At 73.6% G+C, this 25535-nt stretch carries 19 protein-coding genes and 2 pseudogenes; 14 read left to right on the top strand and 7 right to left on the bottom strand.

Going from position 1 to position 25535, the window contains the following annotated elements:
* Window positions 1–122 precede the first annotated feature (122 nt).
* The gene (locus tag ABZ923_RS34840; protein ID WP_361480182.1) at window positions 123–935 is read right to left on the bottom strand and encodes a TetR family transcriptional regulator; all 813 of its coding nucleotides are present in this window, start codon (window positions 933–935) and stop codon (window positions 123–125) included.
* Between the two features lie 160 nt (window positions 936–1095).
* Window positions 1096–2910, bottom strand: a complete 1815-nt coding sequence (locus tag ABZ923_RS34845) for a 3-hydroxybutyryl-CoA dehydrogenase (RefSeq protein ID WP_361480186.1) — start codon at window positions 2908–2910, stop codon at window positions 1096–1098.
* Between the two features lie 389 nt (window positions 2911–3299).
* Here ABZ923_RS34845 and ABZ923_RS34850 point away from each other — a divergent pair, with 389 nt between their 5' ends.
* On the top strand, window positions 3300–3881 hold the full coding sequence (locus ABZ923_RS34850) for an adenylosuccinate lyase (protein ID WP_361480189.1): 582 nt from the start codon (window positions 3300–3302) through the stop codon (window positions 3879–3881).
* A gap of 7 nt (window positions 3882–3888) precedes the next feature.
* On the opposite strand, the pseudogene ABZ923_RS34855 reads toward ABZ923_RS34850, so the two are convergent.
* The 3 genes and pseudogenes from ABZ923_RS34855 to ABZ923_RS34865 form a co-directional block, all read right to left on the bottom strand.
* A pseudogene (locus tag ABZ923_RS34855) lies at window positions 3889–4023 on the bottom strand (GNAT family N-acetyltransferase); the annotation flags it as partial.
* A 216-nt stretch (window positions 4024–4239) separates the two neighbouring features.
* Window positions 4240–5799, bottom strand: a complete 1560-nt coding sequence (locus ABZ923_RS34860) for an alpha/beta hydrolase (RefSeq protein WP_361480192.1) — start codon at window positions 5797–5799, stop codon at window positions 4240–4242.
* A 147-nt stretch (window positions 5800–5946) separates the two neighbouring features.
* The gene (locus ABZ923_RS34865; RefSeq protein ID WP_361480195.1) at window positions 5947–6990 is read right to left on the bottom strand and encodes an Rv2578c family radical SAM protein; all 1044 of its coding nucleotides are present in this window, start codon (window positions 6988–6990) and stop codon (window positions 5947–5949) included.
* 136 nt (window positions 6991–7126) lie between these two features.
* Between ABZ923_RS34865 and ABZ923_RS34870 the strand changes: the two genes are divergently transcribed.
* The 9 genes from ABZ923_RS34870 (at window position 7127) to ABZ923_RS34910 (ending at window position 19179) form a co-directional block, all read left to right on the top strand.
* Window positions 7127–7570 carry an SRPBCC family protein gene (locus ABZ923_RS34870; RefSeq protein ID WP_361480198.1) on the top strand — a complete coding sequence of 148 codons (444 nt, stop codon included), beginning with the start codon at window positions 7127–7129 and terminating at the stop codon, window positions 7568–7570.
* 147 nt (window positions 7571–7717) lie between these two features.
* On the top strand, window positions 7718–10102 hold the full coding sequence (locus ABZ923_RS34875; protein ID WP_361480200.1) for an MFS transporter: 2385 nt from the start codon (window positions 7718–7720) through the stop codon (window positions 10100–10102).
* Between the two features lie 143 nt (window positions 10103–10245).
* Window positions 10246–12696, top strand: a complete 2451-nt coding sequence (locus tag ABZ923_RS34880; RefSeq protein ID WP_361480203.1) for a SpoIIE family protein phosphatase — start codon at window positions 10246–10248, stop codon at window positions 12694–12696.
* Between the two features lie 77 nt (window positions 12697–12773).
* Window positions 12774–13493: a class I SAM-dependent methyltransferase gene (locus ABZ923_RS34885; RefSeq protein ID WP_361480206.1), complete on the top strand. Its 720-nt coding sequence runs from the start codon at window positions 12774–12776 to the stop codon at window positions 13491–13493.
* 71 nt (window positions 13494–13564) lie between these two features.
* On the top strand, window positions 13565–14398 hold the full coding sequence (locus ABZ923_RS34890) for a M55 family metallopeptidase (protein WP_361480209.1): 834 nt from the start codon (window positions 13565–13567) through the stop codon (window positions 14396–14398).
* Window positions 14391–15707, top strand: a complete 1317-nt coding sequence (locus ABZ923_RS34895; RefSeq protein ID WP_361480212.1) for a M20/M25/M40 family metallo-hydrolase — start codon at window positions 14391–14393, stop codon at window positions 15705–15707. Before ABZ923_RS34890 ends, ABZ923_RS34895 begins: the two co-directional genes overlap by 8 nt.
* A gap of 3 nt (window positions 15708–15710) precedes the next feature.
* Window positions 15711–17678 carry a prolyl oligopeptidase family serine peptidase gene (locus tag ABZ923_RS34900; RefSeq protein WP_361480215.1) on the top strand — a complete coding sequence of 656 codons (1968 nt, stop codon included), beginning with the start codon at window positions 15711–15713 and terminating at the stop codon, window positions 17676–17678.
* Window positions 17675–18598: an LD-carboxypeptidase gene (locus ABZ923_RS34905; protein ID WP_361480218.1), complete on the top strand. Its 924-nt coding sequence runs from the start codon at window positions 17675–17677 to the stop codon at window positions 18596–18598. Before ABZ923_RS34900 ends, ABZ923_RS34905 begins: the two co-directional genes overlap by 4 nt.
* Window positions 18599–18615: 17 nt before the next feature.
* Complete coding sequence (locus ABZ923_RS34910) at window positions 18616–19179, top strand: GNAT family protein (RefSeq protein ID WP_361480221.1); 564 nt, start codon at window positions 18616–18618, stop codon at window positions 19177–19179.
* Here the strand turns inward: ABZ923_RS34910 and ABZ923_RS34915 are convergent.
* Entirely contained in the window at window positions 19167–19514 is a 348-nt protein-coding gene (locus ABZ923_RS34915; protein WP_361480224.1) for a VOC family protein, read from the bottom strand. The two genes, ABZ923_RS34910 and ABZ923_RS34915, sit on opposite strands and share 13 nt — an antisense overlap.
* An 81-nt stretch (window positions 19515–19595) precedes the next feature.
* Between ABZ923_RS34915 and ABZ923_RS34920 the strand changes: the two genes are divergently transcribed.
* Window positions 19596–20030: a phage holin family protein gene (locus ABZ923_RS34920; RefSeq protein ID WP_361480227.1), complete on the top strand. Its 435-nt coding sequence runs from the start codon at window positions 19596–19598 to the stop codon at window positions 20028–20030.
* A gap of 85 nt (window positions 20031–20115) precedes the next feature.
* Here ABZ923_RS34920 and ABZ923_RS34925 read toward each other — a convergent pair whose 3' ends face one another.
* Window positions 20116–21072, bottom strand: a complete 957-nt coding sequence (locus ABZ923_RS34925) for an LLM class F420-dependent oxidoreductase (RefSeq protein WP_361480230.1) — start codon at window positions 21070–21072, stop codon at window positions 20116–20118.
* A gap of 205 nt (window positions 21073–21277) precedes the next feature.
* Here ABZ923_RS34925 and ABZ923_RS34930 point away from each other — a divergent pair, with 205 nt between their 5' ends.
* The 3 genes and pseudogenes from ABZ923_RS34930 to ligD all read left to right on the top strand — a co-directional run.
* Window positions 21278–22870: an FAD-dependent oxidoreductase gene (locus ABZ923_RS34930; RefSeq protein WP_361480233.1), complete on the top strand. Its 1593-nt coding sequence runs from the start codon at window positions 21278–21280 to the stop codon at window positions 22868–22870.
* Between the two features lie 43 nt (window positions 22871–22913).
* Window positions 22914–24761: a transketolase gene (locus ABZ923_RS34935; RefSeq protein ID WP_361480236.1), complete on the top strand. Its 1848-nt coding sequence runs from the start codon at window positions 22914–22916 to the stop codon at window positions 24759–24761.
* Window positions 24758–25489: pseudogene (ligD, locus tag ABZ923_RS34940) on the top strand (non-homologous end-joining DNA ligase); the annotation flags it as partial. The gene ABZ923_RS34935 and the pseudogene ligD, both read left to right, overlap by 4 nt.
* Window positions 25490–25535: the final 46 nt, after the last annotated feature.

Consider the following 25535-nt stretch of genomic DNA (forward strand, 5'->3'; position numbering starts at 1 on the left):
CTCAACACCCTATAAATATAACCCCCAAAACGCCGCTATAATCAACCACTGGGGGGCAACAGCAACCGGGAGGGGGCCGCCACCCAGGGCCCCCCCCAGCCCGTTTCTCCCGCTCCGTCCGGTCAGGACCGTTCCTTCAGCGCCTGCTCGATGGTGCGCATCACCTCGTCGAGCGGCGCGTCGGTCCTGGCCACCGTCACCAGGACCTCCCCGTGGGCGGCGGCGGTGGCCGGCGGGGTGCGCGGAGCGCTCTCGCGGCCGGCCCCGATGCCGGTGCCGAAGGTCTTGCGCACGATCGCGAAGGCGTGGTCCAGCTGGGCCTCCACGTCCCCCTGGCCGCCCGCCCGCAGCCAGCGCCGCAGCACGTGGTTGTGGGCGGTGACCACGGCCGAGGCGGCCACCTCGGCCAGCAGCGGGTCGTCGTTGGCGTCGTCGGCGTGCGCGTGCTCGTCGAAGTGGCCGAGCAGATAGCGGGTGAACAGGCGCTCGTAGCGGGCCACCGAGGCGATCTCGGCCTCGCGCAGGGTCGGCACCTCGCGGGTGAGCTTGTAGCGGGCGACCGAGATCTCCGGCCGCGCCGCGTACATCTTCATGACTTCCTTGATGCCGCGGCACACGGTGTCGAGCGGGTGCTCGTGCGCGGGGGCGGCGTTGAGGACCGCCTCCGCGCGGACCAGCGTGTCGTCGTGGTCCGGGAAGATCGCCTCTTCCTTGGAGCGGAAGTGGCGGAAGAAGGTGCGCCGGGCGACCCCGGCGGCGGCGGCGATCTCGTCGACGGTGGTGGCCTCGTACCCCTTGGTCGCGAACAGCTCCATGGCTGCTGCCGCCAGTTCTCGGCGCATCTTGAGCCGCTGGGCGGCCGCGCGACTGCCTGCGGCACTTTCCGGCGCGTCGGGCGTAGCTGGTGTACGGGAGGACTTGGCGGGCTGGGACATGACCCGAACGTACTGCATCCGCGCAGCTCGGTGCGCGGATCCGGGCTCTCCCCCGCCCGCGGGGGGCGGGGGAGCACCGGCCCGGGCGGGCGGGACGGAGGCTCCCGGATCGAGCAGCCCGCCCCAGTCCGTCTCCGTCCGGAACCAGTCGCCGGCGCCGTCAGCGGCGGGCATACTCACGGAAGCCGCGCCCGGTCTTGCGGCCGAGGCAGCCGGCGGCCACCAGGTGCTCCAGCAGCGGCGCCGGAGCCAGGCCCGGGTCGCGGAACTCGCGGTGCAGCACCTTCTCGATGGCCAGCGACACGTCCAGGCCGACCACGTCCAGCAGCTCGAACGGGCCCATCGGGTAACCGCCGCCGAGCTTCATCGCCGCGTCGATGTCGTCCAGGGACGCGTAGTGCTCCTGCACCATCTTGATCGCGTTGTTGAGGTACGGGAACAGCAGCGCGTTCACGATGAAACCGGCCCGGTCGCCGCAGTCCACCGCGTGCTTGCGGATCCGGCCGCAGACCTCGCGCACCGTGGCGTGCACGTCGTCGGCGGTCAGCACGGTGCGGACCACCTCGACCAGCTTCATCGCGGGCGCCGGGTTGAAGAAGTGCATGCCGATCACGTCCTGCGGGCGCGAGGTGGCACGGGCGCAGGCGACGACAGGCAGCGACGAGGTGGTGGTGGCCAGGACCGCGCCCGGCTTGCACACCTTGTCCAGCGCGGCGAACAGCTGCCGCTTGACCTCCAGGTCCTCCGCGACCGCCTCCACGGCGAGGTCCACCTCGGCGAACGCCTCGTAGGAGCCCGCCGGGACGATCCGCTCCAGGATCTCGGCGGCGGCCTCGGCGGTCAGCCGGCCCTTGTCCACGGACCGGGCCAGCGACTTGCCGATCCGGGCCCTGGCCGCCTGGGCCTTCTCCTCGCTGCGGGCGGCCAGCACGACCTGGTAGCCGGCCTTGGCGAACACCTCGGCGATACCGGAGGCCATGGTGCCGGAACCGGCGACACCCACCGAGCGGACCTCGCGGCCCGCGCCGAGCGAGCCGTCCGCCGCCGGGGTCAGCGCGTCCGGCACCACCGTGCCGCTGCCCGGGGCCTCGTACGTGTAGAAGCCGCGCCCGGTCTTGCGGCCGGTCAGGCCCGCCTCGCTCAGCTGCTTGAGGATCGGGGCGGGCGCGTGCAGCCGGTCCCGGGACTCGGCGTACATGGCCTCCAGGACCGTCCGCGCGGTGTCGATGCCGATCAGGTCCAGCAGGGCCAGCGGGCCCATCGGCAGGCCGCAGCCGAGCCGCATGGCGGCGTCGATGTCCTCGCGGGAGGCGTACCGGGCCTCGTACATCGCGGCGGCCTGGTTGAGGTACCCGAACAGCAGCCCGTCGGCGACGAACCCGGGGCGGTCGCCGACCGCGACCGGCTCCTTGCCCAGCTCGATCGCGAGGTCGGTGACCGCGGCGACGGCCTGCGGCGCGGTCAGCACCGAGGAGACCACCTCGACCAGCTTCATGGCCGGCGCGGGGTTGAAGAAGTGCAGCCCGAGCACGCGCTCGGGACGGGCCGAGCCGGCGGCCAGCCGGGTCACGGACAGCGCGTTGGTGCCGGTCGCCAGGATCGTCTCCGGGCGGACGACACCGTCCAGCTCGCGGAGGATCTGCTGCTTGATCTCGTACGACTCCGGGGCCACCTCGATGACGAGGTCGGCGTCGGCCGCCGCGGCGAGGTCGGTGGTGGTGCGCACCCGGGCCAGTGCCCCGGCGCGCTCCTCCTCGGTGAGCCGGCCGCGTTCCACGGCACGGGCGGTGGCGGCCTCCAGGGCCGCGAGCGCCTTGGCGGCCTGGGCCTCGCTGATGTCGATGCCGATCACCTCGCGGCCGGCCCGTGCGAGGACCTCGGTGATACCGGTGCCCATGGTGCCGAGGCCGACGACGGCGATCGTCCTGAGCGGGGACAGGGAAGTGCCGGACTGGGGGGACAGGGGAGTGGCCATCGCGGGACTCCAGGAATGAGGGTGACGACGAGGAGCGCGCCGGGTGCGCCCGAGGGCGCACCGCGGTGCGAGGAGAGTGCGGGTGTTGCCGGGCTGCGAGCGCACACGCCCGGGGCCGCCGGTGCCGCGGGCGTGCACACGCCCGGCAGTGGCGGAACGACCGACCGGCTCTGTCCCGAAGCCGGGTCGTACTGCGGTACACACGGTGTACCGAACCGACAGACACGCTCGCGACGGCCGCGTCACCAAACCGTCGCCAGCGAAGATGCGAGAGGGTTACTCGCTCGAATGAGCTTAACCGGCGGGTAACGAGCACGCCAGTCCCCGGGCGGAAACCGACTTTGTGATGTACCTCCCTCACCGCCCGCGACCCGCCTACGCTGGACCTCGTGGACGAAGAGTTGCGCTCGCTCACGGAACGCTTACGGCAGGAGTCCGGCGGCTCGGCGGCGTTCGAGAGCCTGCTGGCCACCGAGGACCTGGACACCCTGGCGGAGGTGCTCACCGCGCCCGGCCAGCCGCTGTGGGCCCGCGAACTGGCCGCGTTCCGCCTCGGCGGCGCCGGCGACCGGCGCGCCTTCGAGTCCCTGGTGCTGCTGCTCAACCACCGCGACCCGCCCCGCTGCGCCTCCGCCGCGCACGCCCTCGCCCGGCTCGGCGACCCACGCACCGCCCGCGCCGCCGCCGCCCTCGCCACCAACGAACTCCGCGTGGCCTACGCCCTGCACCCGGTACGGCTCCTGGCCGCCCTGCGCGCCCCCGAGTCCGTACCCGCGCTGATCACCACCCTGGAGCGGCGGCTGCGCCCGCACGACCCCTACCGGCGGGTGGCCCTGGCCTGCGTGGAGGGCCTGGGCGCCCTCGGCGACCCCCGCGCCCGGCGCGTCCTGAGCGAGGCCCTCGCGCACCCCGCGCTCGCCGAGGCGGCGGTGCACGCGCTGGCCCGGCTCCCGCAGCAGCAGCCCAGCTGACGCCCGGTCAGCCCGCCGGCGCGCGCCCGTACCGCACCTCGGGCCCGGACACGCCGTCCGCCTCGAAGAGCTCCTCGGCGCCATCGGACCGAAACCCGGCGCGCCCGTGGAAACGCCGGGCCGGGACGTCGCCCTTGAGGACCCCAGCAGCGCCCCGGCGGGCGCGGGGTGCGGGTCGGTTCGCTCAGCGTTCATGGTGGACCATGCCACCGACAACGCCCCCGGCGAGCCGGGCGGTCGCCCGGGGCGGCGGCCCGGACCCGGCCCGCCGGGGCGCTTAGGGCCTCTCTTCCGGATCGTGCCGGTGTCGGCCAGGTGGCGCGGTCGCTCGGGGCCGGCCTGATCCGGAAGAAAGACCCTAGCGGCGGAAGCCCAGCAGGCCGTGCAGGGCCGAGCCGCGGGACGCCGCCCGCGCCGGCGCGCCCTTCAGCGGCTTCGGGCCGGGGGACTTGGCGCAGACCGCGTCCGCCGGTCCGGTGCCCCGCGGCACCGTACCGCGGTCCAGGTACGCGGCCAGGTGCTTGTCCAGGCACGCGTTGCCGCTCAGCGTGACGCCGTGGTTGCCGCCGCCCTCCTCGACCACCAGGCTGGAACGGGCCAGCAGCCGGTGGACCGCGACACCGCCGGAGTACGGGGTCGCCGCGTCGTCGGTCGCCTGGAACAGCAGGGCCGGCGGCAGCGCCCGGTTGGCGATGTCCACCTGCCGGCGCGGGCCGGTCGGCCAGAACGCGCAGGGCGCGTTGTACCAGGCGTTGTTCCAGGCCATCAGGGGCGCCTTCGCGTACACGTCCCAGCCGTCCGCGCGCCACCGGTTCCAGTCGCGCGGCCAGGCCGCATCACGGCACTGCACGGCCGTGTAGACGCTGTAGCCGTTGTCGCCGTCGGCGCCCACGGCGGCGATGTCCCGGTACGCCTTCACCAGCGGCCCGGTGTCCTTGCGGTGGACGTAGGCCGCGAACGCCTCGGCGAGGTACGGCCAGTAGCCGTCGAAGTAGGCGCCGGAGAGGAAGGTGTCCTCCAGCTCGGCGGCGCCGACCCTGCCCCCGGCCGGCTTCTTCGCCAGCGCCGCCCGCATCGCGTACCAGCGGGCCTCGATCCTGCCGGGGTCCCGGCCGAGCCCGTACGTCGTGTCGTACCGGGCGATCCAGGCCATCAGCGCGCGGTGGCGGTCGTCGAAGGCGTAGTCCTGGCCGAGGTTGTTCCGGTACCAGACGCCGGTCGGGTCGACGATCGAGTCCAGCACCAGGCGGCGGACGCGCTGGGGGAACAGCTTCGCGTAGACCGCGCCCAGATAGGTGCCGTAGGAGTAGCCGAAGTAGCTGATCCGCGGTGCGCCGAGGGCCCGGCGGACGGCGTCCAGGTCCCGGGCGGCGCTGACGGTGTCCAGGTACGGCAGGAGGTCGGCGTACTTGCGGCCGCAGGCCGCGGCGAAGGTCCGCGCGCGGTCGAGGTTGGCCCGCTCCAGCGCGGGCGTGACCGGCACCGGGTCGGGCCGCACCGGTGTGAAGTGGCCGGGCACGCAGTCCAGGGCCGGCCGGCTCCGGCCGACCCCGCGCGGGTCGAAGCCGATGACGTCGTACCGGGCGGCGACGCTCTTCGGCAGCGCCGAGGCGACCAGCCCGGCGAGCGTCAGGCCGCTGCCGCCGGGACCACCGGGGTTGACCAGCAGCGGGCCCTGGGAGGCCCGGGCGGTGTGCGGGACGCGGGACAGGGCGAGCGTGATCTGCCGGCCCGACGGTCTCGCGTGGTCCAGCGGCACCTTCAGCGAGGCGCACTGGAGCCGGGGATAGGCGCGGGTGCCGCACTTCTTCCAGCTGAGCCCGGCCGGCCGGGCGGCCTGCGCGGGAACGGCGGTGACCGAGCCCGCCAGGACGGCGGCGGCCGCGGCCGCGCACAGCAGGGCTGCGCGTGTTCTCATTCGGGTCCTCCCGGGACGGAGGTTTCGGCGAACCGCGAGGCTCACGGTTCTCGCCGGATCGTCCCGGAATCGGACCCCTGAAGAACGCGTCGGGGCCGTAGTTGACCCAATTGGGCCGTGGGATGCCCCCTAACGCCCCGGACGTGCTCACATGAGGCTGAGCTGGACCGGCTCCGGTTCGGCCGGGGTCCGCGGCGGCTCGGCCGGGCGGATCCGGCGGGCCAGTCCCGCGCGCGTGGGCCCGATGCCGTACTCCTCGGCCAGCTCGTGCACCTGACGGGTGATCCGGCGCTGGTACCACCTGGGCGCGTAGGCGCCCTCCGCGTACAGCCGCTCGTACCGCCGCACCAGATGCGGATGGTGCTGCCCGAGCCAGGCCATGAACCACTCCCGGGCGCCCGGGCGCAGGTGCAGCGCCAGGGGGGTGACGGAGGTGGCCCCGGCCGCCGCGATCGCCCGTACCGTCGCCCGCAGTTGGGCCGGGTGGTCGCTCAGGAACGGGATGACCGGCGCCATCAGCACCCCGCAGCCGATCCCGTGCTCCGCGAAGGTGCGCACGACGTCCAGCCGGCGCTCGGGCGCGGGCGTGCCCGGCTCCACCGTGCGCCACAGCTCGCCGTCCAGGAAGCCGACGGAGACCGAGACGCCGACCTCCGTCACCTCGGCCGCCCGGACCAGCAGGTCCAGGTCGCGCAGGATCAGGGTGCCCTTGGTGAGGACCGAGAACGGGTTCGCGTGGTCGGTGAGCGCGGAGATGATGCCCGGCATCAGCCGGTAGCGGCCCTCGGCGCGCTGGTAGCAGTCGACGTTCGTGCCCATCGCCACGTGGTCGCCCTGCCAGCGGCGGGAGGCCAGCTGGCGGCGCAGCACCTCGGGGGCGTTGACCTTGACCACGATCTGGGTGTCGAAGCCGGTGCCCGTGTCCAGGTCCAGATAGCTGTGCGTCCTGCGGGCGAAGCAGTAGACGCACGCGTGCGTGCACCCCCGGTAGGGGTTGACCGTCCACTCGAACGGCATGCGCGAGGCACCCGGCACCCGGTTGAGCACCGAGCGCGCCCGCACCTCGTGGAAGGTGATGCCACGGAACTCGGGCGTGTCGAACGTACGGGTGATCACGGCGTCCGCGCCGAACAGGGCCGCGTCGGCGGCCCGGCCGTGTTCGCCGTCGTCTGTGAGGTTCTCCCAGCGCATGGACGCCTCCTCGGTCGCGCCGGCCCCCAGAATAGAACATCTGTTCCCATGATCGTGCGAACCCCGATTTGGGCGGCCGGGCGCCGGGGTGGTTGGCTTGCCCCAACCCCGAGGAACCAGGTCGTGGAGGAACGCAATGGCGCAGGTCGAGGCCACTACGGAGCGGGTCGTCGCGGCGGATGCGGAGAAGGTGTTCGACGCCCTCGCCGACTACCGCGGCACCCGGCAGAAGCTGCTGCCCGAGCACTTCAGCGAGTACGAGGTGCGCGAGGGCGGCGACGGCGAGGGCACCCTCGTGCACTGGAAGCTCCAGGCCACCAGCAAGCGGGTGCGCGACTGCCTGCTGGAGGTCACCGAGCCCACCGACGGCGAGCTGGTCGAGAAGGACCGCAACTCCTCCATGGTCACCACCTGGCGCGTCACCCCCGCCGGCGAGGGCGCCTCCCGCGTCGTCGTCACCACCACCTGGCAGGGCGCCGGCGGCATCGGCGGCTTCTTCGAGAAGACCTTCGCGCCCAAGGGTCTCGGCCGGATCTACGACGCCCTGCTCGCCAACCTCGCCGCCGAGGTCGAGAAGTAAGTCCGAAAGACCGAAGGGGTCTTGGCCCCTTCACCGGTTCGAGTGCAATCACATCTCGACCGGGTCGGCGCCGTAACTCGTCGCACTTGCTCGGAGTTGTCGCATCGCGCGGCAATTCTGTGGCAGGTGTGACGAGGGGAGCGCTACATGAGCGGGATCACTCTGGAGCGGACGGAAACGGTCGCCGCGCCACCCGGCCCGCCCGCCCCGGCGCCCGCCCGGGCCGCCGAACCGAGCCCCCGCCGGGTGCGGCTGGTCTTCACCGGGCTGATGCTGGCGCTGCTGCTGGCCGCCCTCGACCAGATGATCGTCGCCACCGCCCTGCCGAAGATCGTCGGCGAACTGCACGGCCTGGAGCGGATGTCCTGGGCGATCACCGCCTACCTGCTCACCTCCACCGTCGGCCTGCCCGTCTACGGCAAACTCGGCGACCTGCTCGGCCGCAAGGGCGTCTTCCAGTTCGCCATCGCCGTCTTCGTCCTCGGCTCCGCCCTCGCCGGCCGGGCCGGGACCATGGACCAGCTCATCGCCTTCCGCGCGGTCCAGGGCATCGGCGCCGGCGGACTCATGACCGGCGTGCAGGCGATCATCGCCGACATCGTGCCGCCCCGGCGACGCGGCCGGTACATGGGCCTGATCGGCGCCGTCTTCGGCCTCGCCTCCGTCGCCGGACCCCTGCTCGGCGGCTACTTCACCGACCACCTCTCCTGGCGCTGGTGCTTCTACGTCAACGTCCCCTTCGGCCTGGTCACCCTCGCCGTCGTCGCCGCCGTCCTGCGCCTGCCCAAACCCCGCGTGCGCGCCCGGCTCGACGTCCTCGGCACCCTGCTGCTCGCCGCCGCCTCCACCTGCCTGGTCCTGCTCACCAGCTGGGGCGGCACCGAGTACGCCTGGAACTCCCGGCAGATCCTCGGCCTCGGCGCCGGCGCCCTCGCCGCCACCGCCCTCTTCCTCGTCGCCGAGCACCACGCCGCCGAACCCCTCATCCCGCTCCGGCTGTTCCGCGACTCCGTCTTCACCGTCAGCGGCCTCGTCGGCCTGGTGATCGGCGTCGCCCTGTTCGGCGCCGCCAGCTACCTGCCGACCTTCCTGCAGATGGTCGACGGGGCCAGCGCCACCGAGTCCGGGCTGCTGATGCTGCCCATGATGGCCGGGATCGTCGGCGCCTCGGTCATCGGCGGACAGCTCATCAGCCACACCGGCCGCTACAAGATCCTCCCCGTGCTCGGCGGCGCGGTCGCCGCCGCCGGCATGTGGCTGCTGTCCCGGCTGCAGACCGACACACCCCGGCTGCACTACAGCATCTGGATGGCCGTCCTCGGCACCGGCATCGGCCTGGTCATGCCCGTCCTCGTGCTCGCCGTGCAGAACTCCGTGCGCCCCGCCGACCTCGGCAGCGCCACCAGCGCCAACAACTACTTCCGGCAGATCGGCGGCAGCGTCGGCGCCGCCGTCTTCGGCACCCTCCTGGCCGACCGGCTCACCACCTCGCTGCACCGGGAACTGCCCCCGCACGCGGGCACCGGCCTGCCCGACGCCGACTCGCTCACCCCGCAGCTCGTCCACGCGCTGCCCCCGGCCCTGCGCGACGCCTACATCCGCGCCTACGCCGACGCGATGCCCCGGATCTTCCTCTACCTCGTCCCGGTGCTCGTCCTCGGCCTGCTCATCGCCTTCTTCCTCAAGGAGAAACCCCTGGTGTCCCACAACACCGCCGAAACGGAGCCGCAGACCATGACCGCCCCGATCCCCCAGGCCCGGTCCCCGTACGCCGCCGGGGTCCCCGTCTGCGGCACGGTGCAGCACCCCGACGGCACCGTGGTGCCCCGCGCCGCCCTCACCCTCATCGACGTCGCCGGGCAGCAGATCGGGCGGGGCGCCAGCGGCGAGGACGGGCGGTACGCGCTCGGCACGCCCGGCTCCGGGGCGTACGTGCTGATCGCCGCCGCCGGCGGACACCAGCCGCAGGCCGTCTCCGTCACCGTCGGCGAACGCCCCGTCGAACTCGACGTCGTCCTCGGCGGCGCCGGCCGCCTCGCCGGCAGCGTGCTCACCGCCGACGGCACCCCCGTCCGGGACGCCACCGTCACCCTCACCAACGTGCACGGCGAGGTCGTCGCCACCACCCGCAGCGGACGCGAGGGCGGCTACGTCATCACCGAACTCGTCGCCGGCGAGTACACCCTCGCCGGCAGCGCCCCCGCCTTCCGGCCCGCCGCGCTCCCGGTCACCGTGCAGGCCGCCCGCGAGACCCGGCAGGACATCGAACTCGCGGGCGGCGCCGTACTGAAGGGCACCGTCCGGGCCGGCGGCGGACGGCCCGTGGAGGACGCCCGGGTGACCCTGCTCGACGCCGCCGGCAACGTCGTCGACACCCTCACCACCGGATCCGACGGAACGTTCCGGTTCGTCGACCTCTCCTCCGGCGAGTACACCGTCATCGCCGCAGGTTACCCGCCGGTCGCCACAGTGCTGCAGGTCGCGGGCGGTGGCCGTACCGAACGGGATCTCCAGCTCGGCCACGAGGACTGAGCCGGGGCGCCTGCCGGCGCGCCGGAGCGAACCGGTGAAACCAATTCCAGGATTGGCACACATCGCAACCGACCGTCCCCGTACCGTAGTGGCGGGCGGCACAGATCGTTTGCGGACAGCCGTGGGGAGAGAGGGCCTGGGCCATGGACCGTGGCAGCGAGCGGGACGCAGCTCCCGGGCGCGGCGCCGGCGACATCGCGGCGGGCCGGATTCCGCTGGCGGTGATCGTCGTCGACCGCGCCGGGACGGTGTCCCACTGGAGCAGCGGCGCACGACGCCTGTTCGGCGTGCGCCGGGAGGACGCCGTCGGACGTCCCGCGGCGGACCTGCTGCCGGTCTCCGGCGCCCTCCCCGACGACCTCGACGACAGCGCGCCACCGGCCACCCACCCGCTCCACGACGGACCCGGCCCCGACCTGGAGACCTCCCTCGGCGGACAGAACGGGTACGCCACCGCCGGCCGCGCCCGCCTCGCCCCACCCGCGCAGGCGCCCGGCGGCGAGGACCGGCTCGACGTGCTGTGGTGGGCCTACCCGCTGGTCGGCCCCGGCCCCTCCCGGCTGCTCGTGCTCGCCGCCGACGCCACCCGGCTGCGCGACGAACGCGGCTACGACGACGAGACCGCCGAACGCATCTCACCCGGCTTCGCCCGCCACACCGAGCTGCCCGCCTCCGAGGAACTCGAACGGCGACTGCCCGACATCCTGCCCAACATGGGCCCCGGACTGAGCGCCCGCATCATCTCCCAGGTCCTCGAACTCGGCTACCCCGTCCTGGAGTTCAGCCAGTACGACCGGGTGCCCGTGACCCCGTACTGGGGCGTGCCCCGCCGCCCCGGCCGCACCCGCACCGAAGCCGTCGTACCGCAGCAGCGAACCCCGGTCCCGGTCCCGGCCGGCGCCGAACAGGACCTGGAGTACGCCGCCGCCCGCGAGCGCCTGGAGTTCCTCAACGAGGTCAGCTCCGGCATCGGCACCTCCCTCGACCTCGGCGAGACGATCCGTGAGGTCACCAGCGCCGCCGTGCCCCGCTTCGCCGACTTCGCCGGCACCCACCTGCGGGCCGCCGTGCTGGCCGGCGAGGGCTTCCCGGACGGACCGCCGGACGCCACCACCATGATGTTCCGCGTCTGGGTCGAGCACAACGACGAACCGGGCCGCTGGGACGACACCGTGCCCGTCGGCGAGGCCTTCGCCTTCCCCGAGCACACCCCGTTCTACCAGTGCATGAGCACCGGCGAACCGGTGCTCGTCCCCCGGGTCACCGAGGAACTGAGCGAACGCATCTCCGGCGAGTTCGAGAAACGCGACCTCCGGCCGCTGATCACCGGCCGGTCCCTGCTGATCGTCCCCCTCAAGGCGCGCAACGTCGTCCTCGGCTTCATGGTGCTGATGCGCCGCCCCGACCGGCCGCAGTTCGACGACATGGACCGCACCACCGGCGCCGAACTCGCCGCCCGCGCGGGCCTCGTCCTCGACAACGCCCGCATGTACACCTACCAGGAGAACGTCGCCGACACCCTCCAGGACAGCATGCTGCCTCAGGTCCAGCCACGGATGGCCGGCTGCGACATCGCCACCCGCTACCTGCCCGGCACCCGGCTCGGCCGGATCGGCGGCGATTGGTTCGACACCATCAAACTGTCCGGCTCCCGCACCGCCCTCGTCGTCGGCGACGTCATGGGCCACGGCCTCAACTCGGCCGCCATGATGGGCCAGTTGCGCACCGCCGTACAGACCATGGCCGCCATGGAGACCCCGCCCGTCCAACTGCTGCGCAACCTCGACGACCTGGCCCGCAGGCTCGGCGACACCTACCTCGCCACCTGCCTGTACGCCGTCTACGACCCCATCCGCGGCGAGCTGACCCTCGCCAACGCGGGCCACATCCCGCCCGTGCTGGTCCGCGCCGAGGACGGCAGCAGCGAACTCCTCGACCTGCCCACCGGCGCACCCGTCGGCGTCGGCGGCGTCCCCTTCGAGACCGCCCGGGTCAAGGTCCGGCCCGGCGACCGGCTGGTGCTGTGCACCGACGGACTGGTCGAGGTGCGCGGCTCCGACATCGGCGAGGGCCTCGCCGCGCTCTGCGAGTCCGCCGCCCACCCCGCGGCCTCCATGGACGACGCCTGCGACACCATCATCCGCGCCCTCAACACCCGCGGCGGCCGCAAGGACGACGTCGCCCTGCTCATGGCCCGCCTCAACGGCATCCCCAACGACCACGTCGCCGACTGGCAGCTCGACACCGACCCGCGCGAGGTGGCCCGGGCCCGCCGCCTGGTCCGCGGGCAGCTCCTCGACTGGGGTCTGCCGCAGGCCGTGGAGACCGCCGAACTGCTGGTCAGCGAGGTCGTCACCAACGCCGTCCGGCACGCCGAGGGCGACCGGGTCGGCCTGCGGGTGGTCCGCACCGACGCCCTGCTGTTCGAGGTCACCGACGACGAACCCACCCTGCCCGCCATGCTGAACGCCGGACCCCACGACGAGTCCGGCCGCGGCCTGCGCGTGGTCAGCCGGCTGGCCCGGGAGTGGGGCGCCAGCGCCACCGGGCACCGCAAGACCGTCTGGTTCGAACAGACCATCCCCGTCTCGTGAAGGTGACCGCCCGGCCCTTGCCCCGGGGCCGGTCGGCGCGATATCCCGATCACGCACACCGACCGTGGGGAGATCGCATGAACGTCTCGGACAAGTACCGCACCGCGTGGGAGAGTTACTGGAGCCAAACCTCCGACGCCCGGGGCGAGGCGATATGGGACTCCGACCCCTCGCTGAGCGCCGCACCGCACAGCGAACTGCTCCTGCCGCACGCCGACCCCGACCGTACGATCGTGGACCTTGGCTGCGGCAACGGCACCCAGACCCGCTACCTGGCCACCCGGTTCGCCCGCGCCGTCGGCGTCGACCTCTCCCACGCCGCCGTCGAACACGCCCGCCGCGCCGCGAACGGCGACCCCGTCGAGTTCCGGCAGCTCGACCTCACCGACACCGACGCCGTACGCGCCCTGCACCAGCACCTCGGCGACACCCACGTCTACATGCGGGCCGTCATCCACCAGAGCGAACCGCCCGCCCGCCCCGCGGTGGCCGCCGCCGTCGCCGAGCTGATCGGCAGCGAGGGACGCGCCTTCGTCGTCGAACTCACCTCCGGCTCCCGTGAGGTCCTCAAACGCGCCGCATCCGAGCCGGGCGGCCCGGGCCCCAAGCTCCAGCGCGTCTTCCACCACGGGCTCAAGCCCGCCGACGCCTCCGACGAGGAGATCCCGCGCCTGCTCACCGAGGCCGGCCTCACCGTCCTGGCCGACGGCGAGACGACCGTGCCGCAGACCGAGCACCTCACGGACGGCACCCGCATCGACCTGCCGGCCCACTGGTTCGTCCTCGCCCGGGCCTGACCGGGACCCGGCACCGCTTCCCCCGGCGGGGTCGTAGCCTGGCCGCCCCCCGGCGCGTAACGTGACGCAACATGAAGATCCTCATCAGTGCCGACATGGAGGGTGCCACCGGCGTCACCTGGCCCGCCGACGTGCTGCCGGGGACGCCCCAGTGGGAACGGTGCCGGTCGATGTTCACCTCGGACGTGAACGCCGCCGTGGAGGGCTTCTTCGACGGCGGCGCCGACCAGGTGCTGGTCAACGAGGCCCACTGGACCATGCGCAACCTGCTGCTGGAGCGGCTGGACGAGCGGGTGGAGATGCTCACCGGCCGGCACAAGGCGCTGTCCATGGTGGAGGGCGTCCAGCACGGGGACGTCGACGGCATCGCGTTCGTCGGCTACCACGCGGGCGCCGGCATGGAGGGCGTCCTCGCCCACACCTACCTCGCCAACCAGATCACCGGGGTGTGGCTGAACGACGTCCGCGCCAGCGAGGGTCTGCTCAACGCGCACGTCGTCGCCGAGTACGGCGTCCCCGTCGTCCTCGTCACCGGCGACGACACCGCCTGCGAGGACGCCCTCGGCTACGCACCCGAGGCACCGAAGGTCGCCGTCAAGGACCACGTGTCCCGGTACGCGGCCGTGTGCCGCACCCCGGCCAGGACCGCGGCCGACATCCGCGCGGCGGCCAAGGAGGCGGCCCGGCTGGCGGTTCGTCACCCACCCGTGCACGCCGGGCCGTTCACGGTCGCCGTCGAGTTCGACGCCGAACACCTCGCGATGGCCGCCACCGTCGTCCCCGGCGTGGCACGGATCGCGGAACGCAAGGTGGCCTACACCAGCGCCACGATGTACGAGGGGATCAGGACGTTCAAGGCGGTCACCACGATCGCCTCTGCCGCCGTGGAGGAGCAGTATGGCTGACCAGCGGGCCGACGAGCTGTCCCTGGACGAGGTCGTGGAGTTCACCTCCGGCCTGATCCGCATCGACACCACCAACCGGGGCAGCGGCGACTGCCGGGAACGGCCCGCCGCCGAGTACGCCGCCGAACGGCTGGCCGGGGCCGGCCTGGAACCCCTGCTGCTGGAACGCACCCCGGGCCGCACCAACGTGGTGGCCCGGATCGAGGGCACCGACCCCTCCGCCGACGCGCTGCTGCTCCACGGCCACCTCGACGTCGTCCCCGCCGAGGCCGCCGACTGGCGTGTCCACCCCTTCTCCGGCGAGGTCCGCGACGGCGTGGTGTGGGGGCGCGGCGCCGTCGACATGAAGAACATGGACGCGATGATCCTCGCGGTGGTCCGGTCCTGGGCCCGGCAGGGCGTCCGGCCCCGCCGCGACCTCGTCCTCGCGTTCACCGCCGACGAGGAGGCCAGCGCCGAGGACGGCTCCGGGTTCCTCGCCGACCGGCACCCCGAACTCTTCGAGGGCTGCACCGAGGGCATCGGCGAGTCCGGCGCCTTCACCTTCCACGACGGCTCCGGCCGGGAGATCTACCCCATCGCCGCGGGGGAGCGGGGCACCGGCTGGCTGAAGCTCACCGCGCGCGGCCGCGCCGGACACGGCTCCAAGGTGAACACGGAGAACGCGGTGACCCGGCTCGCCGCCGCCGTCACCCGCATCGGCGAACACGAGTGGCCGCTCCGGCTCACCCCGACCGTACGGGCCGCCCTCACCGAACTCGCCGCGCTCTACGGCATCGACGCCGACCTCCGGGAGGCCGACCGGCTGCTGGAGAAACTGGGCCCCGCGGCCAGACTGGTCGAGGCGACCGTCCGCAACAGTGCCAACCCGACCATGCTGGACGCCGGTTACAAACTCAACGTCATCCCCGGCGAGGCCGTCGCCTACGTCGACGGACGCTATCTGGCCGGCAGCGAGGAGGAGTTCACCGCCACGCTGGACGAACTGACGGGCCCGGACGTCCGGTGGGAGTTCGCGCACCGCGAAGTCGCCCTGGAGGCACCGCTGGACGCGCCGCTGTTCGCGAAGATGCGGGCCGCGGTGGAGGAGTTCGCACCCGACGGGCACGTGGTGCCGTACTGCATGTCGGGCGGCACCGACGCCAAGCAGTTCTCCCGGCTCGGCATCACCGGATACGGCTTCTCCCCGCTGAAGCTGCCCGCAGGCCTCGACTACCAGGCGCTGTTCCATGGCGTGGACGAACGGGTGCCCGTGACGGCGCTGCACTTCGGGGTCCGCGTCCTGGACCGCTTCCTGCGGACGGCCTAGACGGTGGGGGAGCAGGTGCTCACAGAACCGTACGGATCGTGGCCGTCGCCCATCGACGCGGCGCTCGCCGCCGCACACGACGGACGGCCGGAGTGGGTGGACTTCGTCGGCGACGAGATCTGGTGGACCGAGCCCCGGCCGGCCGAGGGCGGTCGCCGCGCCCTGGTCAGACGGCGCACCGACGGCCGCGAGGAGTCCGTGCTGCCGGCGCCGTGGAACGTGCGCAGCCGGGTCATCGAGTACGGCGGCCGGCCCTGGACCGGGACCGTGCGGGACGGCCGGCCGCTGATCGTTTTCGTGCACTTCGCCGACCAGCGGCTGTACCGGTACGAGCCCGGCGACGAGCCCGTCCCGCTCACCCCCCTCTCCCCGCCGGGCGGCGGCCTGCGCTGGGCGGAGCCCCGGGTCGACCTCGCCCGCGGCGAGGTGTGGTGCGTGCTGGAGGAGTACACCGGGGACGGCCCCGACGACGTACGGCGTCTCCTGGCCGCCGTACCGCTGGACGGCTCGGCCGCCGGCGACCGCGGAGCCGTCCGCGCCCTGGCCGAACCCCGGCACCGGTTCGTCACCGGCGCCCGGCTGTCACCGGACGGCCGACGGGCGGCATGGCTGGCGTGGGACCATCCGCGGATGCCGTGGGACGGGACGGAGCTGCTGGTCGCCGCGGTGGGGGAGGACGGCCGGCTGGACGACGTGCATACAGTCGCCGGTGGACCGGATGAAGCGGTCGCGCAGGTCGAATGGTCGGCGGACGGCAGCATCCTGTATACGAGCGACCGCAGCGGCTGGTGGAACCTCTACCGCGACGGCGTCCCGCTCTGCCCGCGCGAGGAGGAATTCGGCGGGCCGCTGTGGCAGCTGGGGCTGCGCTGGTTCGCGCCGCTGGACGACGGTCTCCTGGCGGTCGTACACGGTCGCGGGTCGACCGTACTCGGGATATTGGATACAGAATCCGGTGAGCTGGTCGACGCCGCCGGACCGTGGACGGAATACAGTGCCACCCTCGCCACCCACGGCCACCGCGTCGTCACCGTCGCCGCCAGCCCGCGTGCCGCGTACGAAGTGGTCGAACTGGACACCGCCACCGGCCGCGCCCGCGTGATCGGCGCCCGGCACCGGGACCCCGTGGACCCGGCCCACTACCCGGAGCCCCGGATCCGCACCTTCACCGGCCCCGACGGCCGCGAGGTGCACGCCCACGTCTACCCGCCGCACCACCCCGCACGGACCGCGCCCGACGGCGAACTGCCCCCGTACGTCGTCTGGGCGCACGGCGGGCCCACCAGCCGCGTGCCGCTCGTCCTGGACCTGGCGATCGCCTACTTCACCTCCCGCGGCATCGGGGTCGCCGAAGTGAACTACGGCGGCTCCACCGGATACGGCCGCGCCTACCGGGAGCGGCTGCGCGAGCAGTGGGGCGTGGTCGACGTCGAGGACTGCGCGGCCGTGGCCCGCGCCCTCGCCGACGAGGGCACCGCCGACCCCGCCCGGCTGGCGATCCGGGGCGGCAGCGCGGGCGGCTGGACCGCCGCCGCCTCCCTGACCACCACCGACGTCTACGCCTGCGGCACCATCGTCTACCCGGTGCTCGACCTCGCCACCTGGGGCCCCGGCGAGACCCACGACTTCGAGTCCCGCTACCTGGAATCGCTGATCGGCCCCCTCGCCGAGGTGCCCGCCCGGTACGCCGAACGCTCCCCGACCACGCACGCCGACCGGCTGAGCGCGCCCTTCCTGCTGCTCCAGGGCCTGGACGACGTCATCTGCCCGCCCGCCCAGTGCGAACGCTTCCTCGCCCGGATCGCCGGCCGGGGCGTACCGCACGCCTACCTCACCTTCGAGGGCGAGGGGCACGGATTCCGCCGGGCCGATACCATGATCCGCGCCATGGAGGCCGAACTGTCCCTGTACGCCCAGGTGTTCGGGCTGGATCCGACACCGCGGCCACCGAAGGTGGAGCTGACCCCGTGAAGCAACTCGTACGGCCGCACCGGCTGGGCCCCGGCGCGCGCGTCGCCGTCGTCGCCCCCAGCGGACCGGTGCCCGAGGAGCGGCTCCAGGCCGGCCTCGACGTGCTGCGCGGCTGGGACCTCGACCCGGTGGCCGCCCCCCACGTCCTGGACCGCCACCCCGAGTTCGACTACCTCGCCGGCACGGACGCCGACCGCGCCGCCGACTTCCAGAACGCCTGGTGCGACCCCGCCGTCGACGCCGTGCTGTGCGCCCGCGGCGGCTACGGCGTGCAGCGCATGATCGACCTGCTCGACTGGGACGCGCTGCGCGCGGCCGGGCCGAAGGTCTTCGTCGGGTTCAGCGACCTCACCGTGCTCCACGAGGCCATCGCCACCCGCCTGGGCCTGGTCACGCTGTACGGGCCGATGGCGGCCGGCATCGACTTCATCAAGAACGCCCGCGCCCAGGAGCACCTGCGGGCCACGCTCTTCACACCCGAGACGGTCCGCACCATCGCCTCCGGCGGCACCGCCCTGGTGCCCGGCCGGGCCCGGGGCGTCACCCTCGGCGGCTGCCTCTGCCTGCTCGCCGCGGACCTCGGCACCCCGCACGCCCGGCCCTCGGCGGGCGGCGGACTGCTCTGCCTGGAGGACGTGGGCGAGGAGACGTACCGGCTGGACCGTTACCTCACCCAACTGCTGCGCTCCGGCTGGCTGGAGGGGGTACGCGGGGTGCTGCTCGGATCCTGGGAGGAGTGCGCCGACGACGACCGTCTGCGGCCGCTGCTCGCCGACCGGCTCGGCGGACTCGGGGTGCCGGTGGCGGAGAACCTCGGCTTCGGCCACTGCGCGGGTGCGCTCACCATCCCGTTCGGGGCATCGGCCGAACTCGACGCCGACACGGGCACGTTGACGCTGGACGAGCCGGCGCTGCGCTGAGCCCGTAGGCTGGCCGCATGCCGCACCCTCCGTCCCGCCACCTCGCCGAAGGCCCCCGCGTCGTCCTCCGCCCCTTCACCCCCGAGGACGGCCCCGAGTTCACCGCCCGGGCCCGGGAGAGCAAGGACCTGCACCGGCCGTGGCTGTTCCCACCGGACAGCGACGAGGCGTACGCCGACTACGCCGGCCGGCTCGTCGAGGACCCTGACCGGGCCGGGTTCCTGGTGTGCGAGAAGGACAGCGGGGCCATCGCCGGCTTCATCAACATCAACAACATCGTGCGGGGCGGCTTCCAGTCCGGTGCCCTCGGCTACGGCGCCTTCGCGCACGCGGCCGGGCGGGGCCTGATGCGCGAAGGCATGGAGCTGGTGATCGCCTACGCGTTCGGGCCGCTGGGCCTGCACCGGCTGGAGATCAACGTCCAGCCCGGCAACGCCGCCTCCATCGCCCTCGCCCGCGGCGCCGGCTTCCGCCTGGAGGGCTTCTCCCCGGACATGATCTACGTCGACGGAGCCTGGCGCGACCACGAGCGCTGGGCCCTCACCGTGGAGATGCGCGGGGGCACGGCTCAGCCCCGCTGATCCGCGTACTCGAAGACCGCACCGTCCGGATGCACCGCCAGCAGGTTCCGGCCGGCCGGCGTCGGCACCGGCCCGGCGACGATCCGGGCACCCAGCTCGGTCAGCAGCCGGTGGGCCTCGTCCACGTCCTGCACGGCGATCGTCGCGGCCACCTTGCGCAGGATCTCCAGCTCCGACTCCGGGCCGCTCATCAGCAGGAAGGAACCGATCGCGGCGACCTCGACCTCGCCGCGCCGGAAGCGCAGCGCGTCGCGGCCCGCCAGCCGCTCGTAGAAGGGGACGGCGGCTTCGAGGTCATCGACGCAGATACGCAGCGAGGCGCCCAGAATCTCCATGCGGCCGAGCCTAGTTGGCGCCGCCGCCGACGCGCAGGCCCCTGGGCGTTACCCGCTGTGCCCACCGGGTACCCGCAGGGTATGGACCGCTTCGATCACCTGGAACACCTGGACAAGCACCTCGTCGAAGAACTGGCTCAGGTGGCACGCGAGACGGTACGCGACGAACTGCGCGAGCAGTCGCGCAAGCGGCGCCGCACCGCCATGCTGTACGCCGCGTCGGGCGCCGCCGCCCTGTACGCGGGCGGCGCCGTGGCCCTCGCCGTCGGTCTGGCCCTGGCGATCGGGCTGCCCGGCTGGGCCGCGGCACTGATCACCGGGGCGCTCCTGGGCGTGGTGGCGTACGCCCTGCGGGGCGCCGCCCACTCCGACCACGGCCAGCACACCCCGCACCGCGTGCTCGGCGGCAGCCCGCCGGGCGCCCCGCCGAGCGGCCTCGGCATGCCGTACCCGCCGATGCCGCACACACCGCCCGAGCCCCCCGTGGACCCCGACGGCCCGCACCACAGGGCCTGACACCGAAGGGGCGGCGAAAAACCGAAGGGGCGGGGCATGCGCCCCGCCCCTTGCCCACGTGCCCACGCCCTCCGGACGGTCCCGCTCACCCGGTGAGCTGCGGCAGCACCTTCGTCCGGTAGAAGTCGAAGAACCCGCGCTGGTCCGGCCCGATCTGATTGACGTACACCCGGTCGAAACCGGCGTCGGCGAACGCCCGCAGGGCCGAGACGTGCTCGTCCACGTCGTCCCCGCACACCGTCTTGTCCCGCACCATGTCCTCGGTGACCAGCTCCTGCAACTGCTCGAAGTGCCGCGGCGAGGGCAGCACCTGGCCCATCTCGCCGGGCAGCAGCTCGTTGAACCAGAGCCTGTGCACCGTACGGACGCACGCGTCGCGGTCGGTGCCGTAGCAGACCTTCGTGCCGCCGCTGACCAGCTTGGCCCCGCCGCCGCCCTTGCGGAACCGGGTGACCATCTCCTCCTCCGGCATCATCGTGATGTAGCCGTCGGCCACCCGGGCGGCCAGCGCGGTCGCCTTCGGGCCGAAGCCGGAGATGTCGATCGGGACGGGCTCGTCGGGCACCGTGTAGAGGCGGGCGTTCTCCACCGTGTAGTGGGTGCCGTGGTGGGTGACCTCCTCACCGGTGAACAGCCGGCGCATCACCTGGATCGCCTCCTCCAGCATCTCCAGGCGCACCTGCGTCGGAGGCCAGCGGTCGCCCAGGATGTGCTCGTTCAGCGCCTCGCCGGTGCCGACGCCCAGCCGGAAGCGGCCCTCGGTCATCACCGCGCTGGTCGCCGCGGCCTGCGCCACCACCGCCGGGTGCATCCGCACGGTCGGGCAGGTCACCGCGGTCTCGATGGGCAGCGACACCGCCTCCGACAGCGCGCCGATCACCGACCACACGAACGCGCTCTGTCCCTGCGCGTCGTTCCACGGGTGGTAGTGGTCGGAGATCCACAGCGCCTGGAAACCGGCCTGCTCGGCCATCCGGGCCTGCTCGACGAGGGCAGCGGGGTCGTGCTCCTCGCTCGCCAGGAAATAGCCGTACTCGGGCATGGGCAAACCTCCGCGGGCGAAGCCTGCTGATCCGTTCCCGGCCCGGGTAACCGGGCCCCACCGGGCGAAACGCCGGTACGGCGCGGGCGGCGGGGACGGCGTCCGGGTGCTCGCGGGGGCGTACGGGTGACCCGCCCGGCGTTTGGGTGCCCCCGCCCCGGTTACGCGGAAGACCTCGGAGGAGCCAGACCGCCGGAGGCGCACCGTGAGCCGACCTCGCGTCCTGATCGTCGGCGCCGGTTTCGCCGGGTACCGGGCTGCCCGCACTCTGGCCCGGCTGACCCGCGACCGCGCCGACGTCGTCCTGCTGAACCCGACCGACTACTTCCTGTACCTGCCGCTGCTGCCGCAGGTCGCCGCCGGCGTCCTGGAGGCCCGGCGGGTCACCGTGTCCCTGCCGGGCACGCTGCGCGGGGTGCGCCTGGTGCTCGGCGAGGCGGACGGCATCGACCTGGACGGCCGCACCGTCCGCTACCGCGACCCCGAGGGCGGAGCCGGCAGCCTCGGCTACGACCGGCTGGTGCTGGCCGTCGGCAGCGTCAACAAGCTGCTGCCGGTCCCCGGGGTCGCCGAGCACGCGCACGGGTTCCGCGGGCTGCCGGAGGCGCTGTACCTGCGCGACCACGTGACCCGGCAGGTGGAGCTGGCGGCCGCCGGGAGCGACCGCGAGACCTGCGCCGCCCGCTGCACCTTCGTGGTGGTCGGCGCCGGCTACACCGGCACCGAGGTCGCCGCCCATCTGCAGATGCTCACCGACCGGCTGGCCCGCCGGCAGCCGCTGCCCGCGGGCGTGCGGCCCCGCTGGATCCTGCTGGACACCGCGCCGCGAGTGCTGCCGGAGCTGGACGAGCGGCTCTCCCGTACCGCCGGCCGGGTGCTGCGGGCACGCGGCGTCGACGTGCGGACGGGCACGTCGGTGAAGGAGGCCACCCGGGACGGGGTGCTGCTCACCGACGGGGAGTTCGTCGCCACGCGGACCCTGGTGTGGTGCGTGGGCGTACGGCCCGATCCGCTGGTGGACGCCGTCGGGCAGCCACTGGAACGCGGGCGGCTGATCGTCGACCCGCATCTGCAACTGCCGGGCCGCACCGACGTGTTCGCCTGCGGGGACGCGGCGGCCGTGCCCGACCTGGAGCGTCCGGGGGAGTTCACGCCGATGACGGCGCAGCACGCCTGGCGGCAGGGCCGGGTGGCCGGCGAGAACGTGGCCGGCTCACTCGGCCTGGGCCGGCGCCGGCGCCCGTACCGCCACCGGGACCTGGGTTTCGCCGTCGACCTGGGCGGTGCCCGGGCCGCCGCCAACCCGTTCGGCATCCCGCTGTCCGGCCCGGTGGCGGGCGCGGTCACCCGTGGCTACCACCTGGCCGCGCTGCCCGGCAACCGCATCCGGGTCGCCGCCGACTGGCTGCTGGACGCCGTACTCCCGCGCCAGGGAGTCCAGTTGGGCCTCGTACGGTCCTGGTCGGTGCCGCTGGACACGGCTTCACCCGAACTGGCGCGGGTACCGGGCGGACCGGACCGACCGTCCGCCCAGGCAGGAGACGACACCATGACACAGCAGAACAACCGGCCCGCCGAGCCCGCACGGAACCAGCCCGGCGGGGAACCGGCCAGAAACCAGCCCGGCGGGGAGCCCGCCAGGAACCAGCCCGGCGGCGAGCCCGCCAGGAACCAGCCCGGCGCGGAGCGGACCGGGGGCGGGGAGGACCATCCGGCTCCCGGCCCCGTCAAGCGCACCGACACCCCCGAGCCCGCCGGACCGGGCGATCCCGCGGACCGCCCGAACCCACCCGACTGAGCGCCGCCCGGCGCGACCCAGCGCAAGGAGACCGAGGAGACACATGAACACCGACGAACTCGCCGAACTGGGCCAGCAGCTGCGCGTGGACAGCGTGCGGGCGTCCGCCGCCGCGGGATCCGGGCACCCCACGTCCTCGATGTCCGCCGCCGACCTGCTGGCCGTCCTGCTCGCCAATCACCTGCGCTACGACTTCGAGCGCCCCGAACACCCCGCGAACGACCGCTTCGTCCTGTCCAAGGGACACGCCTCACCACTGCTGTACGCCGCGTACAAGGCGGCCGGCGCGATCGAGGACGGCGAGCTGGTCACCTTCCGCAAGATCGGCAGCCGGCTGGAGGGCCACCCGACACCCCGCCGCCTGCCCTGGGTGGAGACCGCCACCGGCTCCCTCGGCCAGGGCCTGCCCGTCGGCGTCGGCATCGCCCTCGCCGGGAAACGGCTGGACCGCACCGGCTACCGGGTGTGGGTGCTGTGCGGCGACAGCGAACTCGCCGAGGGATCGATCTGGGAGGCCGCCGAACACGCCGGCTACGAGAACCTCGACAACCTCGTCGCCATCGTGGACGTCAACCGGCTCGGCCAGCGCGGCCCCACCCGGCACGGCCACGACCTGAACGCCTACGCCCGCCGCTTCCAGGCCTTCGACTGGCACACCATCGAGATCGACGGCCACGACGTCGACGCGATCGACCGCGCCTACGGCGAGGCGCTGTCCACCACCGGGCAGCCCACCGTGATCCTCGCCCGCACCCTGAAGGGCCGGGGCGTCGCCGCCGTCGAGGACCGCGAGGGCCTGCACGGCAAGCCGCTGCCCGAAGCCGAGGACGCCATCGCCGAACTCGGCGGCCCCCGCGACCTGCACGTCCGCGTGTCCGAGCCGCAGGCCGCCGCCGCACTGCGCTCACTGACCACCGAGGCCGTCCAGCTGCCCCGCTACGACCAGGGCGACGAGGTCGCCACACGGGACGCCTTCGGCAAGGCCCTCGCCGCCCTCGGCGCCGCCCGCGGCGACGTCGTCGCCCTGGACGGCGAGGTCGGCGACTCCACCCGCACCGAGGAATTCGCCAAGGAGCACCCCGACCGGTTCTTCGAGTGCTACATCGCCGAGCAGCAGCTCGTCGCCACCGCCGTCGGCATCGCCGCCCGCGGCTGGGTGCCGTACGCCTCCACCTTCGCCGCCTTCCTCTCCCGCGCCCACGACTTCGTGCGCATGGCGTCCATCAGCGGCTCCGGGCTCAACCTGGTCGGCTCGCACGCCGGAGTCGCCATCGGACAGGACGGACCCTCCCAGATGGGCCTGGAGGACCTGGCGATGTTCCGGTCCGTGTACGGCTCCACGGTGCTGTACCCGTGCGACGCCAACCAGACCGCCCGGCTCGTCGCCACCATGGCCGGCCTCGACGGCATCCGCTATCTGCGCACCTCCCGCGGCAAGACCCCGGTGATCTACGGCCCCGACGAGGAGTTCCCCGTCGGCGGCAGCAAGACGCTGCGCTCCGGCGAGGACGACCGGCTCACCGTCGTCGCCGCCGGGACGACCGTGCCCGAGGCGCTGGCCGCCGCCGACCGGCTCGCCGCCGACGGCATCCGGGTACGGGTGATCGACCTGTACTCCGTCAAGCCCGTCGACGCCGAGACCCTGCACCGGGCGGCCGAGGAGACCGGCTGCCTGCTCACGGTGGAGGACCACCACCCCGAGGGCGGCATCGGGGACGCCGTCGCCGAGGCGTTCGGCGACGGCCGGCCGGTGCCCCGCCTGGTCCGGCTCGCGGTGCGCACCATGCCGGGCTCGGCCGCCCCCGACGAGCAGCTGCACGCGGCCGGCATCGACGCCACGGGCATCGCGGCGGCGGCCCGGATGCTGGTCGAGGAGGCGGTCGTACGATGAGCCGCGGCGACGCCCGGACCCTCCGGGCGGGCCGCCGCACGGTCCAGATCCAGCGGCCGGGGAAGGTGCTCTTCCCCGGCCGCGGGGGCGCGAAGGAACACACCAAGGGCGACCTCGCCGACTACTACCGGTCCGTCGCGCCGTACCTGCTGCCGCACCTGCGGGGCCGCCCGCTCACGCTGGAACGCTGCCCGGACGGCCTCGACGGCCCACGGTTCTGGCAGAAGAACACCCCCGAGCACTACCCGGACTGGATCACCCGCGTCCAGGTCGCCAAGGAAGGCGGCACGGTCACACACATCGTCTGCGACGACACCGCCACCCTCCTCTACCTCGCCGACCAGGCCTGCGTCACCCTGCACCGCTGGCTCTCCCGCACCGACCGGGCCGGCGGCCCCGACCACCCCGACCGGCTGGTCTTCGACCTCGATCCCGCCGGCGACGACTTCGCCGCCGTCCGGGACGCGGCCCACTGGATGCGTGAGCTGCTGGACGAGCTGGGCCTGCCCGCGGCACCCATGACCACCGGCTCGCGCGGCCTGCACCTCGTCGTACCGCTGGACGGCCGCCACGACTTCGACGAGGTGCGACGGTTCGCCCACGACGTCGCCGAGCTGGCCGCCTCCCGGCACCCCGACCGGCTCACCACCGCGGCCCGCAAACAGGACCGCGCGGACCGCCTCTACCTGGATGTGCAGCGCAACGGCTACGCCCAGACCGCCGCGCCCTGCTCGACGTGGGGGGCATGAAGGTGGCCGAGATCGCAGACGTACT

Origin of the sequence: Streptomyces sp. NPDC046881 (assembly GCF_040645015.1) — a bacterium.
Classification (GTDB): Bacteria; Actinomycetota; Actinomycetes; order Streptomycetales; family Streptomycetaceae; genus Streptomyces.

What these genes read in the sequence shown, in the direction of transcription:
- ABZ923_RS34870 (WP_361480198.1), top strand. Translation starts at nt 7,127, where the DNA reads ATGGCGCAGGTCGAGGCCACTACGGAGCGGGTCGTCGCGGCGGATGCG.
- ABZ923_RS34890 (WP_361480209.1), top strand. Translation starts at nt 13,565, where the DNA reads ATGAAGATCCTCATCAGTGCCGACATGGAGGGTGCCACCGGCGTCACC.
- ABZ923_RS34935 (WP_361480236.1), top strand. Translation starts at nt 22,914, where the DNA reads ATGAACACCGACGAACTCGCCGAACTGGGCCAGCAGCTGCGCGTGGAC.
- ABZ923_RS34915 (WP_361480224.1), bottom strand. Translation starts at nt 19,514, where the DNA reads ATGGAGATTCTGGGCGCCTCGCTGCGTATCTGCGTCGATGACCTCGAA.
- ABZ923_RS34840 (WP_361480182.1), bottom strand. Translation starts at nt 935, where the DNA reads ATGTCCCAGCCCGCCAAGTCCTCCCGTACACCAGCTACGCCCGACGCG.
- ABZ923_RS34885 (WP_361480206.1), top strand. Translation starts at nt 12,774, where the DNA reads ATGAACGTCTCGGACAAGTACCGCACCGCGTGGGAGAGTTACTGGAGC.
- ABZ923_RS34875 (WP_361480200.1), top strand. Translation starts at nt 7,718, where the DNA reads ATGAGCGGGATCACTCTGGAGCGGACGGAAACGGTCGCCGCGCCACCC.
- ABZ923_RS34865 (WP_361480195.1), bottom strand. Translation starts at nt 6,990, where the DNA reads ATGCGCTGGGAGAACCTCACAGACGACGGCGAACACGGCCGGGCCGCC.
- ABZ923_RS34920 (WP_361480227.1), top strand. Translation starts at nt 19,596, where the DNA reads ATGGACCGCTTCGATCACCTGGAACACCTGGACAAGCACCTCGTCGAA.
- ABZ923_RS34860 (WP_361480192.1), bottom strand. Translation starts at nt 5,799, where the DNA reads ATGAGAACACGCGCAGCCCTGCTGTGCGCGGCCGCGGCCGCCGCCGTC.
- ABZ923_RS34910 (WP_361480221.1), top strand. Translation starts at nt 18,616, where the DNA reads ATGCCGCACCCTCCGTCCCGCCACCTCGCCGAAGGCCCCCGCGTCGTC.
- ABZ923_RS34895 (WP_361480212.1), top strand. Translation starts at nt 14,391, where the DNA reads ATGGCTGACCAGCGGGCCGACGAGCTGTCCCTGGACGAGGTCGTGGAG.
- ABZ923_RS34880 (WP_361480203.1), top strand. Translation starts at nt 10,246, where the DNA reads ATGGACCGTGGCAGCGAGCGGGACGCAGCTCCCGGGCGCGGCGCCGGC.
- ABZ923_RS34925 (WP_361480230.1), bottom strand. Translation starts at nt 21,072, where the DNA reads ATGCCCGAGTACGGCTATTTCCTGGCGAGCGAGGAGCACGACCCCGCT.
- ABZ923_RS34845 (WP_361480186.1), bottom strand. Translation starts at nt 2,910, where the DNA reads ATGGCCACTCCCCTGTCCCCCCAGTCCGGCACTTCCCTGTCCCCGCTC.